General features: G+C 63.1%; 14 protein-coding genes and 1 riboswitch. Of the genes, 5 read left to right on the top strand and 9 right to left on the bottom strand.

What is annotated here, in order from left to right; translation table 11 throughout:
* Window positions 1-93 precede the first annotated feature (93 nt).
* Window positions 94-168: riboswitch (Fluoride riboswitch) on the bottom strand.
* A gap of 44 nt (window positions 169-212) precedes the next feature.
* Entirely contained in the window at window positions 213-1,808 is a 1,596-nt protein-coding gene (locus ACZ92H_RS13500; RefSeq protein WP_465049761.1) for a pyridoxal-dependent decarboxylase, read from the bottom strand.
* A gap of 119 nt (window positions 1,809-1,927) precedes the next feature.
* Window positions 1,928-3,004 carry a tryptophan--tRNA ligase gene (trpS, locus tag ACZ92H_RS13495; protein WP_465049760.1) on the bottom strand — a complete coding sequence of 359 codons (1,077 nt, stop codon included), beginning with the start codon at window positions 3,002-3,004 and terminating at the stop codon, window positions 1,928-1,930.
* A gap of 297 nt (window positions 3,005-3,301) precedes the next feature.
* Between trpS and ACZ92H_RS13490 the strand changes: the two genes are divergently transcribed.
* The gene (locus tag ACZ92H_RS13490) at window positions 3,302-5,245 is read left to right on the top strand and encodes a CocE/NonD family hydrolase (protein WP_465049759.1); all 1,944 of its coding nucleotides are present in this window, start codon (window positions 3,302-3,304) and stop codon (window positions 5,243-5,245) included.
* Between the two features lie 24 nt (window positions 5,246-5,269).
* Here ACZ92H_RS13490 and ACZ92H_RS13485 read toward each other — a convergent pair whose 3' ends face one another.
* From ACZ92H_RS13485 to ACZ92H_RS13465, 5 genes are all read right to left on the bottom strand, one after another.
* On the bottom strand, window positions 5,270-6,931 hold the full coding sequence (locus ACZ92H_RS13485) for a hypothetical protein (RefSeq protein ID WP_465049758.1): 1,662 nt from the start codon (window positions 6,929-6,931) through the stop codon (window positions 5,270-5,272).
* Between the two features lie 130 nt (window positions 6,932-7,061).
* A complete protein-coding gene (locus tag ACZ92H_RS13480) occupies window positions 7,062-7,919 on the bottom strand; it encodes an EamA family transporter (RefSeq protein ID WP_465049757.1) in 858 nt (285 codons plus the stop codon).
* 7 nt (window positions 7,920-7,926) lie between these two features.
* A complete protein-coding gene (locus ACZ92H_RS13475) occupies window positions 7,927-8,748 on the bottom strand; it encodes a substrate-binding periplasmic protein (RefSeq protein WP_465049756.1) in 822 nt (273 codons plus the stop codon).
* A 100-nt stretch (window positions 8,749-8,848) separates the two neighbouring features.
* Window positions 8,849-10,123 carry an MFS transporter gene (locus tag ACZ92H_RS13470; protein WP_465049755.1) on the bottom strand — a complete coding sequence of 425 codons (1,275 nt, stop codon included), beginning with the start codon at window positions 10,121-10,123 and terminating at the stop codon, window positions 8,849-8,851.
* Window positions 10,124-10,280: 157 nt separating this feature from the next.
* The gene (locus ACZ92H_RS13465) at window positions 10,281-10,931 is read right to left on the bottom strand and encodes an HD domain-containing protein (RefSeq protein ID WP_465049754.1); all 651 of its coding nucleotides are present in this window, start codon (window positions 10,929-10,931) and stop codon (window positions 10,281-10,283) included.
* Window positions 10,932-11,109: 178 nt separating this feature from the next.
* On the opposite strand from ACZ92H_RS13465, the gene ACZ92H_RS13460 reads away from it, so the two are divergent.
* The 4 genes from ACZ92H_RS13460 (at window position 11,110) to ACZ92H_RS13445 (ending at window position 16,039) form a co-directional block, all read left to right on the top strand.
* Entirely contained in the window at window positions 11,110-11,646 is a 537-nt protein-coding gene (locus tag ACZ92H_RS13460; protein ID WP_131378703.1) for an energy transducer TonB, read from the top strand.
* A 252-nt stretch (window positions 11,647-11,898) separates the two neighbouring features.
* Complete coding sequence (locus ACZ92H_RS13455; RefSeq protein ID WP_131378701.1) at window positions 11,899-12,390, top strand: chemotaxis protein CheW; 492 nt, start codon at window positions 11,899-11,901, stop codon at window positions 12,388-12,390.
* 282 nt (window positions 12,391-12,672) lie between these two features.
* Window positions 12,673-14,307, top strand: coding sequence for a methyl-accepting chemotaxis protein (locus ACZ92H_RS13450; protein WP_465049753.1), 1,635 nt, complete (start codon window positions 12,673-12,675; stop codon window positions 14,305-14,307).
* 85 nt (window positions 14,308-14,392) lie between these two features.
* The gene (locus ACZ92H_RS13445; protein ID WP_465049752.1) at window positions 14,393-16,039 is read left to right on the top strand and encodes a methyl-accepting chemotaxis protein; all 1,647 of its coding nucleotides are present in this window, start codon (window positions 14,393-14,395) and stop codon (window positions 16,037-16,039) included.
* On the opposite strand, the gene ACZ92H_RS13440 is transcribed toward ACZ92H_RS13445, so the two are convergent.
* On the bottom strand, window positions 16,036-16,569 hold the full coding sequence (locus tag ACZ92H_RS13440) for a ribonuclease HI family protein (protein ID WP_131378696.1): 534 nt from the start codon (window positions 16,567-16,569) through the stop codon (window positions 16,036-16,038). The two genes, ACZ92H_RS13445 and ACZ92H_RS13440, sit on opposite strands and share 4 nt — an antisense overlap.
* Window positions 16,566-16,919 (bottom strand): hypothetical protein, encoded by a 354-nt coding sequence (locus ACZ92H_RS13435; RefSeq protein ID WP_465049751.1) that lies wholly within the window; start codon window positions 16,917-16,919, stop codon window positions 16,566-16,568. The genes ACZ92H_RS13440 and ACZ92H_RS13435 overlap by 4 nt, the downstream gene beginning before the upstream one ends.
* Between the last annotated feature and the right edge of the window lie 28 nt (window positions 16,920-16,947).

The raw sequence follows: 16,947 nt of genomic DNA, 5'->3' as shown, positions 1-16,947 counted from the left end.
TGGGTGTCCAGTCTGGTGCGGGCCGAACCTGGACAGGTGGCGGAAGCTGCATCGGCGCCGGGCGCATGCCTGCAGCTTTCCGGCAATCCAGGAAAGTGTGCAGGCATCATCAGCCCGAGGGCGGTTCACGCGCAGTTGCGTGGGAGGAATGCCATCTCCGTTGGAAATTCTAGCACTGCCGCGCAAGGCAGACTATTGAATTTTGATAATAATCAACCGGGCAAGCCCAGCTCCGCCGCCAGCGCCTGTCCAATGGCGCGCTGTTCGGCCAGGATGGCGCGCAAGTGGCGGGGACGCGTCTTGACGTTGGTCATGACCACGCGCAGCACATTCGTCGGGCCCGGATAGCGCGTCGATTCCAGCACCGTGCGCGAGACAAAGCTGTGGCCTTCCGCCTTTTGCCGGTTCTGCAGCTTGGCGTTAAGCGTGTTGAGCTGCCTGTTCAGCTCTGTCGCCGCGTCCAGCTGCCCGCTGGCCAGCAAGCCGTCCATGCGCTGGCGTACATGCACGGGCACATAGCGGTAGGTGAGAATGAAGGTGTCCGAGCGCGTGACCAGCTCGAAATCCTGCTGGTCGGCCAATAAATCCTGCAACTGCCCGGACAGGGTGGCGGCCTGTTGCAGCAAGGTCGTGTAGCCGGACACGCCCAGCACCTTGAACGAGGTCCACAGTTTCAGGGCGTCGAAGCGGCGCGAGCCTTCCAGCGAAGTCTGCCCCAGGTCGCCCGAATTGTCGCGCAGGATATAGTTGGCGTTGTGTTTCAGCAGGTTCAGGCTGGCGCTGTCCTTGAACAGCACCATGCTTTGCGCCATCGGCACCCACAGCAGTTTATGCCCGTCGATGACGACGGAGTCGGCCAGGGCGATGCCGTCGTACAGGTGACGGTATTGCTCGGCGATCAGGAGGGCGCCGCCCCAGGCAGCATCCACGTGGAACCAGATATTTTCGCGCGCGGCAATGGCCGCCATGGCGGCCAGCGGGTCGATGGCGCCCGTCTCCGTCGTGCCGGCGATGCCGATCATGGCCACCACCTTGATCTTGCGCAATTTTAAGTCCGCAATGGCGGCTTCCAGCGCGGCGACATCGATGCGGTTGTCGCGGTCGACGGCCACCAGGTGCAGGGCGTTTTCACCGAGGCCCAGGGTCGCCAGCGCCTTTTTCACGGAATAATGGCTGCGCGCCGAGCCGATCACGGCCAGTCCCGCATGGCCGGATTCCTGCATGGCGGCGAACAGGCCCCGCTTGCGCGTGCCCGGCAACTGGCTTTCCAGTGCCACGGCCAGGGCCGTCAGATTGCCCATGGTGCCGCCATTGACGACATTGCCCAGCGCGCCGCTGGTGGCGGCCATGGCCTGCGCGTAGACGGCGTCGGGCTGCTGGTAGACCTGGCGGTGCAGCCAGCCGAGGATCTGTTTTTCGATCAGGGTCGAGACATATGCCGTCTCGATCTTGACCTGGTTCTGGTTCAGGGCGGCCGTAAACGCTTCGGCCAGCACGCTGATCCAGGGCAGGGCCTGGGTCATGTGGCCGATGTACTGGGGGTGGTTCAGCTGGGCCGTATTGGCCAGCACGGTGGTGTCGAGTTCTTGCAGGAAGTCCGTCACGGGCATGCCGTGCGCGGGCGGGCGGATGTCGGACAGCTGCGTCAGCAATTGCGCGTAGGGCACATGCGGATATGGCGCGTCGCGGTCGGCGGCCAGCCAGCCGCCCAGCATGCGCAGAGCCTGAAGCAAGGGCGCGGGTGCCTGCTGCAGTGCATCGATGGAAAAATGCTGCTGCAGCAGCTGTTCGATAGCGGTATCGGTCATTGCGCGTTGTTTTCCTTGCTGATTGCTGAAGCCATGGTGACAAACGAATAACGCCCTGGCGGAGACGGGATTCTACCCGACTCCGGCAGGGCGCATCAGTTTGTTGTTGGCGGCGGGAATTAGAAGTAATTCAGGCCCAGCGCCGACTTGACTTCATCGGCCGTGCGGGCCGCCACTTCGCGGGCCTTGAAGGTGCCTTCCTTCAGCATCTGGATGACCTGGCCCTTGTCCTTGGCGAATTCTTCGCGGCGGGCGCGGATCGGCGCCAGCAATTCCTGCAAGACCACGTCCAGGCGCTTCTTGACGATGCTGTCGCCCAGGCCGCCGCGCACGTAATGGGCCTTCATTTCGGCCAGGGCCGCCTTTTCCGGGTCGAACGCATCGAGGTAGGTAAATGCAATGTTGCCTTCCAGGTGGCCCGGGTCTTCCACGCGCAGGTGCAGCGGGTCGGTATAGACTTTTTTCACGGCGGCCGTGATTTCGGCCGAGGTCGCGCCCAGGTTGATGGTGTTGCCCAGCGACTTGCTCATCTTCGCCTTGCCATCGATGCCGGGCAGGCGGCCGATGTCCGGTACCAGCGCCTTGCATTCCATCAGCACTTCGCGGTTGTACATGCGGTTGAAGCGGCGCACGATTTCATTCGTCTGCTCGATCATCGGGATCTGGTCTTCGCCCACGGGCACCACGCCGGCCTTGAAGGCCGTGATATCGGCCGCCTGGCTGGCCGGGTAGGTCAGGAAACCGGCAGGAATGTCGCGCTCGAAGCCGCGCAGGCGGATTTCTTCCTTGACGGTGGGGTTGCGCTCAAGGCGCGCCACGGTGACGATGTTCAGGTAGTAAAACGTCAGCTCGGCCAGTTCCGGGATCTGCGACTGGATGAAGACCGTGGTTTTCGTCGGGTCGATGCCGACGGCCAGGTAGTCCAGCGCCACTTCGACCACATTGCGGTGCACCTTGTCGATGTCTTCCATATTGTCCGTCAGCGCTTGCGCGTCGGCCAGCATGATGAACTGCTTGTAGCTGTTCTGGTAGCTGACGCGGTCGCGCAGGCTGCCGACGAAATGGCCCAGGTGCAGGGGACCGGTGGGGCGGTCGCCCGTCAGGATCACGGACTGCGAGGCGATGGCGGCGGCGGACAGGGGCGCGGCCGGGGTGTTGTCGGTGTCGGGAGTGTCTGGGGTATTAGGCAAGCTCATCAAGTTTCCTTTTGAGCCGCCTGCATCGGGGATGATCCAGGCTGAGCCTGTTACGCCACCGATCGAGGCGGCGTGGATCAAATTCACATCACTATGCAGTGGCCGCGCGAAAGTGAGCGGGACCACCAATTCAAGCAGGCGTGTTGTGACGGGATAAATTTCATGGCGTTATGGTTGCAGTTCGCACGCGTTCTGTCAAGTTGCGCCCCGATTTATCTGCCGCGCGGGCAGACGCTGGATTTCTGTCAAACTTGCTTTGCGGGTACTATTGCCAGCATGAATTTTTTGGAGAAGCGTATGCCTGTCGTATCCCCCGTCCGCCTGAGCGGCCTGGCCCTGCTGGTCAGTACCCTGTTCACTGCCCCCGTGCTGGCGCAGACCGCGCCGATGACGCCCGATATCGGCGCCAAACTGGTGATGCCCGACCTGAACGACTATGTCAAGCGCGTGGTGATGATCCCCATGCGCGATGGCGTCAAGCTGTACACGGTGATCGTCGTGCCGAAGGGCGCGCAGCGCGCCCCCATCATGCTCACGCGCACGCCGTACAACGCGGCCCGGCGGGCCCAGCGCGCGGCCAGCCCCAGCATGCTGGCCACCTTGCCGCAGGGCGACGACACCCTAGTGGAAAACGGCTACATCCGCGTGTTCCAGGACGTGCGCGGCAAGTACGGTTCGGAAGGCGATTACGTGATGACGCGGCCCGTGCGCGGCCCGCTCAACAATACCAAGGTGGACAACGTCACGGATGCGTGGGACACCATCGATTGGCTGGTGAAGAACGTACCGGAAAGCAATGGCAAGGTGGGCATGCTGGGATCGTCGTACGAAGGCCATACGGTGCTGATGGCGCTGGTGGACCCGCATCCGGCCCTGAAGGTGGCCATTCCCATGAGCGCCATGGTCGATGGCTGGCGCGGCGACGACTGGTTTCATAATGGCGCCTTCCGCATGCCCAGCCTGTCCTACATCGCGGGCCAGACCAGCGTGCGCGGCGGCGGCGAATCCCCGGCCCTGGGCGTTTACGACGATTACGACGCGTATCTGCGCATCGGCTCGGCTGGTGATTACGCGAAGAAATTTGGCATCGACAAGCTGACCTACACGAAAAAGCTGTTCGCGCATCCGGCCTACGACAGTTACTGGCAGGAACAGGCGCTGGATAAAATCCTGGCGAAACGTCCGCTGATCGTGCCCACCATGCACGTGGTGGGGCAGTGGGACCAGGAAGACATCTATGGTCCCTACGCCAGCTACTGGGCGATGGAGGGGCGCGACAAGCGCAACAACCTCAATTACCTGGCCATCGGCCCGTGGCGCCACAGCGGCGTCAACTATGACGGTTCCAGCCTGGGCGCCCTGAAGTTTGACGGCGACACGGCGCGCCAGTTCCGTGAAAAGGTCATGCAGCCATTTTTGAACCAGTACCTGAAGGATGGCGCGCCGGAAGCGAACACGGCGCCCGTCACCTCGTACCAGAGCGGCACGAATCAATGGCAGCGCTTGCAGCAGTGGCCGCTGGCCTGCGAAACGTGCGAGACGACGCTGACGCCGATCTACCTGCAGGATGGCTACAGGCTGGGCTTTGCGGCGCCATCGGGCGCTGCGGATGCGGCTGAAGGCGCCTACGATGAATACGTGGCCGATCCGGCCAAGCCCGTGCCCTTCGTGCCCCGTCCCGTGCGCCTGAACGATGGCGACGTGTGGAAGCCATGGCTGGTCAGCGACCAGCGCGGCTATGCGGACCGCACGGACGTGCTCAGCTATGTTTCCGAGCCGCTGAAGGAGGCCGTGCGCATCGCCGGCGCGCCGATGGTGAACCTGTACGCCGCCACCAGCGGCACGGATGCCGACTGGGTCGTGAAACTGATCGACGTGTACCCGGACGAAGTGCCGTCGCAGCCGGCCCTGGGCGGGTATCAATTGGGCGTGGCGATGGATATCTTCCGCGGCCGCTACCGCGACAGCCTGGAGCATCCGACGGCAATTCCTGCCGGTAAGATCGAGCGCTACCGCTTCGCCTTGCCGAACGCCAACCACGTCTTCCTGCCCGGCCACCGCATCGCCGTGCAAATCCAGTCCAGCTGGTTCCCCCTGTATGACCGCAACCCGCAAACCTTCGTGCCGAACATCTTCCTGGCCCAGCCCGGCGATTATCGCAAGGCGACGCAGCGCGTGTACCACGCGGCGGGGGCGGGCAGCGCGGTCGAGTTGCCGATCACGCCGCTCGACGCCCGCTAGCAGGCACACCCGGCGCGCCTTCGCCTAGGGAATCAGCAGCTCGGCTTCGATGGGGCGCGTCACCAGGGGCGTGGTGTTGACGGCGGGTAAGCGCAATGCCAGTCCCTTCAACGTGCAGACTTCGCCGCTGGGCAGCGCGGCGATGGCGGCGGGCTTGAGCGCGAGGCGGAGGCGTCCGCCCGCGCCCACGCTGACGCTTTCCACCAGCGCAAGGTTCCTTTCCTTGCATGCCAGCACGGGCTGGCCGCTGCTGCTCACCTGCTGCAGGCGACTGCCATCGATGGCCCGTTCCGTCTCGAGGAAATCGAGCTGGTACTCCCAACTGACGGCGCCGGAAGCGTACTTGGCGCCTTCGACGGGCGTTGCCGGCGGACGATATACGGGATGGCTGGAGAGCTGCGCGGGCAGGCTGGCCTTCAGTCTCAACTGGACGTCGGCATTCTTTTCCTTCTGGTTTTTGCGGCTGAGTATCAGATAGTCGAGCTGGACGTTCCCTGGCGCCGTGAGGTTGTCGGGCGCGTCGCCGCTGAAGGTGAAGCGGCAGCCCTTGTCCGCCAGCGCGCTCACGCGCAATTTGCTGTTCGCCAGGCGCGTGCCTTCCTGCGGATAGCCCATGCCCCAGTAAGTATCGCTGCACATGTCGGCGGGAATGCTATCGACATCGGCCCAGAACTCGAAGCGCCGGTCGGCAAACAGGTAGGCGCCGCCGGGCGTGCCGGTAGCCAGCGCGGCGCGGCTGAACGCGTCCCTGATCTGGCTGGGGGGCGGGGCCGGCGCGAATAGCGCGGCCGTCGGCGTGGAGGCATAGATATATGTCAGGTACTGTTTCCCCTCCAGCGAGCTGCTACTGCTCATCACCCCCGCTGTGGCCAGTGAAGTATTGAGCATTGGCAAATTGACGGTGCTTTTCGCATCGACATTGAAGCTCGATTTGCGGTCGCTGGATTTGACGCGCAGTGCGATCACGCCAGGAAATGCCTTGATGATGCGCAAATTGTCCGCATAGCCATTGCCCAGGCTATACGCTTTCCAGTAGCGCAGCAAGGTTGGCAAGTCCTGTGCGCTGGCGCTCAGGTAGAGCGGGTTTTCAAACGTTCCCTTCAACAGCAGCAGATGCGCCGTTTCCGTCGATTCCGTCTTCAATGCGGCAGCGATGCTGGCCATCGGTATTGAAGAACCTGCTTCCAGGGCGGCGGACAGGTAGGAGCTGCACGTATGCCTGTAGCCCACGGTGTCCGAGCCGGCGCGCGGCGCGGACAGGGTGGCGAAATCGGCTTTTTCATCGACGACGTAGTTATTGCCGTCGAGTCTGCGGCCCGCTACATCATTGAGGTTGTCGCCGGCGAACAAAAAGCTCATCAGGCGGTTGGCAGAGTCGTCCGGCACGACCTGCACTCGTTCGCTCAATTTCAGCACGGCAGCCTCTTTTTTGATCGGCGCGGGAATTTGCGAGATATTCTCCCTGAGCTTGCCTTTCGGCCAGATCGCGCAATCGGTGGACAGCTGGCCGAATACCGTTTCCAGCTGTTCTTCCAGCGTGCCCTTGGCGGCGGTGATCTTCGGCCAGCCGCTGCTGTCCCATGGCCAGTCTATCGCCGCGCTGCCCGGCGGCGCCGCGCTGGCGCCAAGCAGGAACAGGATCCCCAGCGCGCTGGCGTGGCGTTTTCCAGAATGGGATACTCGCATGTTACCTCCTGGTTGGCTGTCGAAAACCAGATGGTAAAATGAAATTATCAAAACATAAATATATTTCCGTAAATCACTAGAAGGTGTGGCTTTATTGCCATTAAGTATGGCGCTGTACGGGGGCGGGTGCCTAGCCGACCCGCATCAGCACGGCGCCTGCCGCTATCAGGGCGATAGCCAGGTAGCGGCGGGGGCTGATTTTTTCGCGCAGGAACAGGGCTGCGATGGCGATGGCGAACAAAATCGACGTTTCGCGCAGGGCCGCGATGGCGGCCACAGGCGCCTGCGTCATGGCCCACAGGGCCAGGCCATACGAGGCCAGCGTGCCGAAACCGCCAAAGGCGGCCAGATGCCATTGCGTTTTCGCGTACGCCAGCAAGCCGGCGCGGCGGCGCAGCAGCGTCCACAGCAACAGTCCCGCGCCGTTCAGGACAAAGATCCACATCGTGTAGGCGGCGGGCGCGGCGGACAGGCGCACGCCGATGCCATCGATCAGGGTATAGCTGGCGATGACGCAGGCGTTGCCCAGGGCGAAGGCGGTGGCGCGTCCCGTGTTGCTGGGTGCGCCGGCCGCGGCGGGCCGGCGGGCAGCAACATACAGGCCGAGGATGCCCGCGCAGATGCAGCCGACGGCGCCCGTCTGCATGGCGGACAGGCGTTCGCCGATCAGCGGCCAGCTGGCCAGCGCCACGAGGAGCGGCGCGCTGCCGCGCATCAAAGGGTAGGCGTGGCTCATGTCGCCCGCCTTGTAGGCGGCCGCCAGCAGGGAATAATAGGCCAGCTGCGCCACGGCCGAGGCCAGCAGATAGGGCCAGCTGGCAGGAGCGGGCGATGGGATGAAGGGCAGGACGGCCAGCGAGATCAGCGCCGCGCCCACGGAGACCAGCGCGGTGCTGAGGAACGTATCCTTGCCCGACTTGACGATGGCATTCCAGCTGGCATGCAGCAGGGCGGCAAACAGGACGACTGCGACGACGGTGCCGGACATGCGGGCCTTAGCGTGGACGTATGCTGAGCGTCAGCAGCTCCTGGCGGTGATGGCGCTGGAAGCCGTCCATCAGGATGCCCGAGCGTCCTGCCTTCTCCAGCAATTCGCGCAGGATGGCCTGGTCATCGGAGGTCAGCGACTTGCGCGACAGGTAAACGCCACTCATGCCCCAAGGCAATTCCGGCAGCGCTTCCATGCGCAGGCGGTCGGCCAGGCCGTACACGCGCGCGTCGTTTTGCGCCACGCCGGCCAGGATGGTGGGACCCATGATGGTGGCGTCGATGAAGCCGCTTTGCATCAGGCGCGCCACGGAAAGCGCATCGACCTCGTAGAACAGCCGGCCTTGGGTACTGAGTTCCTTGGCCAGCGCCTGGTAGGAGGCGCCATAGTCATAGCCGCGCACCAGCGCCACGCGCAATTCGCGCCGCTCGATCAATTCCTGCATGGTATTGATGGGGGCGCGCGTGCCTTGCAGCGAGATCAGCAAGGGACGGTTGCCCATCAGGGGGATGAACAGGCCGTGCTGGTCGCGCCGCAAGGTGCTGCTGGCGGGAATCAGCATGTCGGCCTTGCCCGCCTCGAACATGGCTTCCAGGCGTGCGCGCGGCACGGGCGAGAAAATGAAATTGCAGCCGACCTTGGCGCCCATGCTGCGCAGCAGGTCGGGATAGATGCCGCTGACATTGGCGCCATTGACCACCACGCTGGCGCCGATCGCCGAGACGGGCACGTGAATGTCGCGCGAGCATTGCGCGCCCGCCAGAGACGGCAGCGCCAGCGCCAGCATGGCCACGCTTCGGCGCCAGGCGCTGGAATAAAAGTCAGTCATACCCATCCTTGCTCACCATCGAATGCCGGGCGTCGGTAACGCGCGGCTGATTTCTCCATTCTCGCCTATTTATTTCCCAAATGCAATATTATCTTGCCGACTACTTTGTGGTGGAAACCGCAAGTCTGCTGTCGCGCTGCGCCTTGAAGTAACGCCAGGCCACCACGATGCCCAGGGTTTGCATGATGGCGCACAGGTAGAAGGTGCTGCCGATGCGCCAGTCCTGTGGCGGCAAGTGGCTGACCTCGCCAAGGATCATGCTGCCCAGCAAAGGCATGATGATGATGCCCAGGCTGCTGATCGATTGCAGGGACCCCATGAGTTCACCCTGTTCGCTGGCCGCCGAGGCTTTGGAAATGATGCCTTGCAGGGCCGGCCCGGCGGCAAACGCCAGCAGGTTGCACAGGATTAGCGCGTACATCATCCAGCCTTGCGTCGCCATGCCGTACAGCAGGTAGGTGAGGGCGCCCGAGGCCATGCCCAGCAGGGACAGGCGCACTTCGCCAAAGCGCTTGATCAGGATGCCCAGCAGCCCTGCCTGCACCACGGCCGCGCACAGGCCCACGCAGAACAGGGCGATGCCGTTCTGGCGCGGCGTCCAGTCGAAGCGGAAGTGCGTGTACAGCACCCAGGTGGTATTGAGCATCATTTGCGCAAACGTCATCAGGCCAAAGGCCAGTACCAGCCCGCGGATGTCCACGCGGCGCACCAGTTTCAGCAGGGCGGCGAAGGGATTGATGCGCGCCAGGGTGAACGGCGCGCGCGCTCCCGTTCCCGCCGCCAGCGATTCGGGGACGAAAAAATAGCCGTAGACGAAATTGGCCGCCGACAATGCCGCCGCCACGAAGAAGGGCAGGTGCAGGTTGACGTCGCCCAGCAGGCCGCCCAGCATGGGGCCGCAGATGAAACCCAGGCCGAAGGCGGCGCCGATCTTGCCGAAGCTCTTGGCGCGGTTGTCCGGCGTGGAAATATCGGAGGCATAGGCGGATGCCACCGACATGCTGGCCGAGGAAATGCCGCCGATGACCCTGCCGATGAACAGGCAGGCCAGGTTCGGCGCCAGCGCCGTGGCCAGGAAGTTGACGCCCATGCCGGCCATCGAATACAGCAGCACGGGGCGGCGCCCCACGCGGTCGCTGATGGCACCCAGCATGGGCATGAAGATGAACTGCAGCAAGCCGAAGACGGCCGCCATGATGCCGTACCAGAATGCCTGCGCCTCCTTGCCGCTGACATAGTCGCCGATCAGGATGGGCAGCACGGGCACCACCAGGCCGATGCCCAGCATGTCGATGAAGACGCAGACGAGGATGAAATTGAGGTTGCCGGCGCTGGCGGGCGCGGCGGGAGAGGGTGGAGTTTTGCTTTCGGACATGCATTCTTTCGGCGCACACCCCGCGCCGCCCAGAGGCCGGCGGGGTTCAGTTGTTGGCGTTGCGCCTGCGCGTTGCAAATTGCTGCTGACGCCGCGGCGCGATGGCTGAGCCTTGTATTATAGACAGCATGGGCCGTGCTGGCTATCGCCACCAATGCTAGGCGCCAACGCCCCACTCTTCGGCGAAAGCGGCGCGGAAATCCGTCAGCACGGCCAGCCGCTGCGCGGCCAGGGCGCGGCCCCCTGGCGTCTGCATCTTGCCCGGCAGCTTGTCCAGCTTGGTGACGATATGGTCGAGCGCGTATGCCTTGTCATCGAGCGGGCGGCGGGCGGCCAGCGGGTCCGTGCCATGCGCCAGCGCGCTCTCCATGCGCGCCGCCGTATAAAACAGGCGTGCCAGGCCGACGGCGCCCAGCGCGTCGATGCGGTCCGCATCCTGCACGATGCGCGCCTCGATGGTATGCGGCGGCAGGTCGGCGGAAAAACTGTGCGTCTCGATGGCGTGGGCCACGCCTGCCAGTTTCTCGGCCGGGAAATCCAGTTCCGCCAGCTGACGGCAAGCCAGCGCAGCCGCCTGGCGCGAGGCCAGGTGTCGCTCGGGGTGGTTTTTTGGCAAATTGACCAGGTCGTGCAGATAGCAGGCGGCCATGACGGTGAGGGCATCGGCTTCCGGGTGTTCCCGCAGCAGCACGGCGGCGTTGCGCCAGACGCGCTGCAAGTGATTGATGTCGTGGGCGCTGTCGTCGCCCAGGCCAGCCGTGGCCAGTGCCAGCAGGCGTGGTTGCCATTGAGTAAGCAAGGATTGCATGGTGCGTGTTCGGTTCCGTAAAAAGCCAGGGCCGCCAGTGTGGCATAAAACGCGGCCGCCATCTTGGTCTGGCGGAACTTGCTTTTCCTTCCTTCCCTGAGCAGAATGCACGCCGTGGCATTTGCTTGCCTATTTAAATATCCTTAAAAACAATAACTTAAACCTGAGAAAGAAATAAATGCACCGTAATTTGCTGACACTGGGTTTTCTGTTGACCTGCGGCCCGGCGCTTGCCTGGGCCCAGGAGGCCCCTCGCTATGCCTTGACGGATGATGTGGCGCAAACGGGAACCATCATCAAGCGCAAGGGCGTGACGGCGAATATTCCCTTGAACTACGGCTATGAACAGCTGAGCGAGGAGCAGAAGCGCGCCGTGCGCGACCAATACGATGGCATGCCGGAGACGGACGAGCCACCGTATCCCGTCAAGGGGCCGGAGCCTTTCATGCGCGAGGTCTACGCGGCGCAGCGCGTCCTGGGGGTGCGGGGCAAGCTGGTGCTGGCAGTGCAGGTCAATAGCAAGGGCGAGGGCAAGGAAGTGTCCATCTTCGAGTCTCCTGACGAAAAAATGGCACATTTTGCCGCCGCCGCGGCCATCAAGCAGCGCTACAAGCCGGGCATGTGCAAGGGCGTGCCTTGTACCATGGACTTCGTGTATACGGTAACGTTCAATATGCCCTCGACAGGCAAGGACGGCGAAAAAGCGGCGGAATAGGCGCCTGACTACCCAGGCTTGCTTTGGCGATAAAGCCACGCCATCGGCAGCGAGTGGGGTGGGCCATGCTGTTTTTTAGTGCATGTAAAATTTACATGCGGTAACATTGCCGCACGGAAATTAGAAACATAAATTCAGCAATGAAATATTTGCAAAGAGACATGCGTGGGCCATCCCCTGTATGTCTCTTGTCACGCCGATGGCCTGCGTGCGAAACGCGCGCTTCCCAGGTGAATTAACTAAAGGATTATCATGAGCACCATCTCCAGCGAATCGGGCGCGGCTGTCGCCAAGGCTGCCGAATACCTGGCTTTCACCCTGGGCCAGGAAGAATATGGCATCGACATCCAGAAAGTCAGCGAAATCCGCAGCTATGAAACGCCAACGCGCATCGCCAACGCCCCCGAGTTCGTCAAGGGCGTCGTCAACTTGCGCGGCATTATCGTGCCGATCGTCGACATGCGCATCAAGTTCAACCTGGGTACGCCCAGCTATGACCAGTTCACCGTCGTCATCATCCTCAATATCGGCAACCGCGTGGTCGGCATGGTGGTCGACCGCGTCTCCGACGTCACCACCTTGCTGCCGGAACAGATCAAGCCGGCGCCGGACATGGGCCGCTCGATCAATACGGAATACGTGATCGGCCTGGGCACCATCGACGAGCGCATGCTGATCCTGGTCGATATCGATCTCCTGATGTCCAGCGCCGAGATGGGCCTGATCGAGAAACTGGCCGCCTAGGCCGCCAGGAAAAGTCAGAACCGCGTTGCCGTGCCCTGCAAATTCCCTGACACCCTAGTGCCGAGAGGTTTTTTTTAGAAACAATTGACCCCAAGCATTGCTTGCATTTTCTGCAAGGCGCACGCTAGCGCATTTCCTGGCGCACGGTTCACGCGGACCGTGCGCCAGTTTCACTTTCGTTTCATTTTTTACGCCCGCTTCGATACTGCCGCCAGCCATCGCACCCCATGGGTTGCCGCAAGCTTTTCCGCATCTGGCAGCAGGGCTTTTTAGGATAGTCACATGAATGTATTACGTAACGTCAGCATCGGAGTCCGTCTGGGACTCGGTTTTGCCGTGATCTTGTTGTTTTCCATGCTCATCACGGGCATCAGCGCCTGGCGCTTGCACGACGTGGCCACGGCCACGCGCACCATGATGGAGCAGCCCCTGGCCAAGGAGCGCTATATTTCCGACTGGTACGGTCGTATCGACAGCGCCGTGCGCCGCACCATTGCCATCGCCCGCAGCAGCGACACCTCGCTGAGCGGCTATTTTGCCGAAGAGTCGAAAGTGTCATCGGCCAGTTCGGCCGAACTGCAGAAAAAGATCGAGGCACTGATCGATCTGCCCGCCGAAAAAGCCATGTTCGCGGGCTTGCTGGAACAGCGCAAGGTGTACATCGGCTCGCGCGACCAGGTCTACAAATTGAAGGGCGAATCGCAGGTCGAGGCGGCCAATGTAGTGTTTGAAAAAACCTTCGTGCCGGCCGCCGCCAAGTACCAGAAAATGGTCTCGGACTTGCTGGAGCACCAGCGCGCCACCATCGATGCGACGGCGCGCGAGATCGACGAGGTGGCCAAGACGAGCCGCAACCTGCTGCTGGCGCTGGCCGCGCTGGCGCTGGCTTTCGGTGTCGTCTGCGCGTGGATCTTGACGGCGGGCATCGTGCGCCCCCTGCGCACGGCCGTGGAGATCGCCCGCAAGGTGGCCGACGGCGACCTGACGGCGCAGATCGACGCCAGCGCCAAGGATGAGACGGGACAACTGTTGCTGGCACTGAAGGACATGAACACGAGCCTGCTCAACATCGTCAGCGAAGTGCGCAGCGGCACGGACAGCATCGCCACTTCGTCGACGCAGATTGCCGCCGGCAACCAGGACTTGTCGAGCAGGACGGAAGAGCAGGCCGGTTCGCTGGAAGAAACGGCCTCGTCCATGGAAGAACTGACCAGCACCGTGAAACAGAATGCGGACAATGCGCGCCAGGCCAACCAGTTGGCGGCGTCGGCGGCGCAGGTGGCCGTCAAGGGCGGCGACGTGGTGGCGCAGGTGGTGGGCACGATGCAATCGATCAATGCCTCGTCGAACAAGATCGTCGACATCATTTCCGTCATCGACGGCATCGCCTTCCAGACGAATATTTTGGCCCTGAACGCGGCCGTGGAAGCGGCGCGCGCCGGCGAGCAGGGCCGTGGCTTTGCCGTCGTGGCGTCGGAAGTGCGCAACCTGGCGCAGCGCTCGGCGTCGGCGGCAAAAGAGATCAAGACCCTGATCGGCGCGTCCGTGGAACAAGTCAACGCGGGCAGCATGCTGGTGGCGCAAGCCGGTTCGACCATGAATGACATCGTCGACAGCGTGCAGCGCGTGAGCGACATCATCACGGAAATCACGGCCGCCAGCAGCGAGCAAAGCGTGGGCATCGATGAAATCAACCGCGCCATCGGCCAGATGGATGCCGTCACGCAGCAGAATGCGGCCCTGGTGGAGGAATCCGCAGCGGCCGCCGAATCCATGCAGCATCAGGCGCACAGCCTGGCGCAAGTGGTCAGCGTGTTCAAGCTTAACGGCCAGCAGGCCGCTGGCGCCGGCTTGACGGGGTTGAAGCGTCCGGCCGCGCAAGGGGCGAAGATGGCCCTGAGACTCGGCGCGCGCTGATGCGGTCGCGGCTGCCGGGTTCAGCCGCACTTAATGCCCTTCTGTATTTTTATGTAGTCTGCTTCCGCTCTTTCAGGATATTCACATGAATTTGTTAAGAAACGTCAGTATTGGTGTGCGCCTCGGCCTGGGTTTTGCCGTGATCTTGCTGTTTTCCATGGTCATCACGGGCATCAGCGTGTGGCGCTTGCACGACGTGGCCGTGGCCACGCGCAACATGATGGAATTGCCGCTGGCCAAGGAGCGGTATATTTCCGACTGGTATGCGAAGATCGACAGCGGCGTGCGCCGCACCACCGCCATCGCCCGCAGCAGCGACACGACACTGGGTGCGTATTTTGCGGAAGAAGCCAAGCAATCGTCGGTGGTGTCGGGCGAGCTGCAAAAGAAAATCGAGGCGCTGATTTCCAGCCCGGAAGAGAAAGAACTGTTCCGCCTGGTGAGCGAGCAGCGCAAGGTGTACCTGGATTCGCGCGCGCAAGTGTCGAAGCTGAAGGCGGACGGCCAGGAAGCGGAAGCGGCGCAGGCGTTCCAGGGCGTTTTCGTGCCCGGTTCGACGAAATACCTGAAAGTGGTCAATGACATGCTGCAGCACCAGCGCGCCAGCATCGACGCGACGGCGCGCGAGATCGACGAGGTGGCCAAGACGAGCCGCAACCTGCTGCTGACCCTGGCCGTGCTGGCGCTGGGCTTTGGCGTCGTCTGCGCCTGGTTGTTGACCATGGGCATCGTGCGCCCCCTGCGCACGGCCGTGGAGATCGCCCGCAAGGTGGCCGATGGCGACTTGACGGCGCAGATCGACGCCAGCGCCAAGGATGAAACGGGACAACTGTTGCTGGCACTGAAGGACATGAACACGAGCCTGCTCAACATCGTCAGCGAAGTGCGCAGCGGCACGGACAGCATCGCCACCTCGTCGACGCAGATTGCCGCCGGCAACCAGGACTTGTCGAGCAGGACGGAAGAGCAGGCCGGTTCGCTGGAAGAAACGGCCTCGTCGATGGAAGAACTGACCAGCACCGTGAAACAGAATGCGGACAATGCGCGCCAGGCCAACCAGTTGGCGGCATCGGCGGCGCAGGTGGCCGTCAAGGGCGGCGACGTGGTGGCGCAGGTGGTGGGCACGATGCAATCGATCAATGCCTCGTCGAACAAGATCGTCGACATCATTTCCGTCATCGATGGCATCGCCTTCCAGACGAATATTTTGGCCCTGAACGCGGCCGTGGAGGCGGCGCGCGCCGGCGAGCAGGGCCGTGGCTTTGCCGTCGTGGCATCCGAAGTGCGCAACCTGGCGCAGCGCTCGGCGTCGGCGGCAAAAGAGATCAAGACCCTGATCGGCGCGTCCGTGGAACAGGTCAACGCGGGCAGCATGCTGGTGGCGCAAGCCGGTTCGACCATGAATGACATCGTCGACAGCGTGCAGCGCGTGAGCGACATCATCACGGAAATCACGGCCGCCAGCAGCGAGCAAAGCGTGGGCATCGACGAGATCAACCGCGCCATCGGCCAGATGGATGCCGTGACACAGCAGAATGCGGCGCTGGTGGAGGAATCCGCGGCGGCCGCCGAATCCATGCAGCATCAGGCGCACAGCTTGGCGCAAGTGGTCAGCGTGTTCAAGCTCAACGGCCAGCAGGCCGTGACCGGCGGCTTGAAGGCAGTACATGGCGGCCAGCGGCCGGTGGCGAAAGCGCCGCAGGAAGCCTTGCGGATCGGCCGCGCCGCTTAAGCGTCTTCGGCGGGTGGAGGATCGTCTTCCACCCAGCCGGCGATCGCCATCTGCGATAATTTGTCCGCCTCCCCATTGCGGTGGCGCGGCAGCCAGCGCAAGCTGACGTCCTTGAATTGTTCCAGCAGGGCCACCACGCTGGCCCTTTGCGTTTCCAGCCCCTTGGCGCCGACCGGCGTCGTTCCCAGCACATCGTTGATCACCACCTGGCTGTCGCCATACAGCAGCAGTTGCACGGGCGGCGGGCGCACGCCGAGCGCCGCCTGCAGCACGGCCGCCAGGGCCGCATATTCCGCGTCGCTGCTGCTGCCGTAGCCAGCCGCCCGGCTCACTTCGATGCGCTCGCCATGCGGTCCCAGCAGCAGGGCGCCGATGCCCAGCTTGCCCGGATTCGGATGGGCGGAACCGTCGAACCAGCCGCGCCAGGCCAGCGGCCCGCCGTGGTCTTGCCGGGTGAGCGCCAGCTGCGCGCGGCGCGCCAGCATTTTTGCTTCCTTGCGCGCTTTGCGCGCCACTGCTTCCGGCGTCATGGCTTGATGCGCAGGGTATCGACCAGGCTGGCTATCCAGCACAGCACCAGTACGCCCACGGCCACCGTCATGGCCGGGCCATCGTTGGCGGACAGCGCTTCCACTTTTTCCATGATGAGCTGCGGGTCGAAGGGCAGGGTGCCGCTGTCGATCTGTGCCATGACTTGATCCAATCGTGCCATGATCTGGCGCAACACGAGCGCCAGGGCGATGAGCGACGGTACGGCGAACAGGCAGCCGCGCGCCTTGCGCCCCAGCAAAAAATGCCCGCTGCCGGGAAAGACGAGCGCCGACAGCAGCAGGGCTTGCGTGCGTTTGGATGTTGATGAAGAGGAGGGGGAGCCGCTCATGCGCGCCTTTTGTAGGGGAAAGAGCGGT

The sequence above is a fragment of the Janthinobacterium foliorum genome, assembly GCF_978021625.1.
The sequence above is the reverse complement of the archived record's forward strand: the minus strand, read 5'-3'. Positions and strand labels throughout refer to the sequence as shown.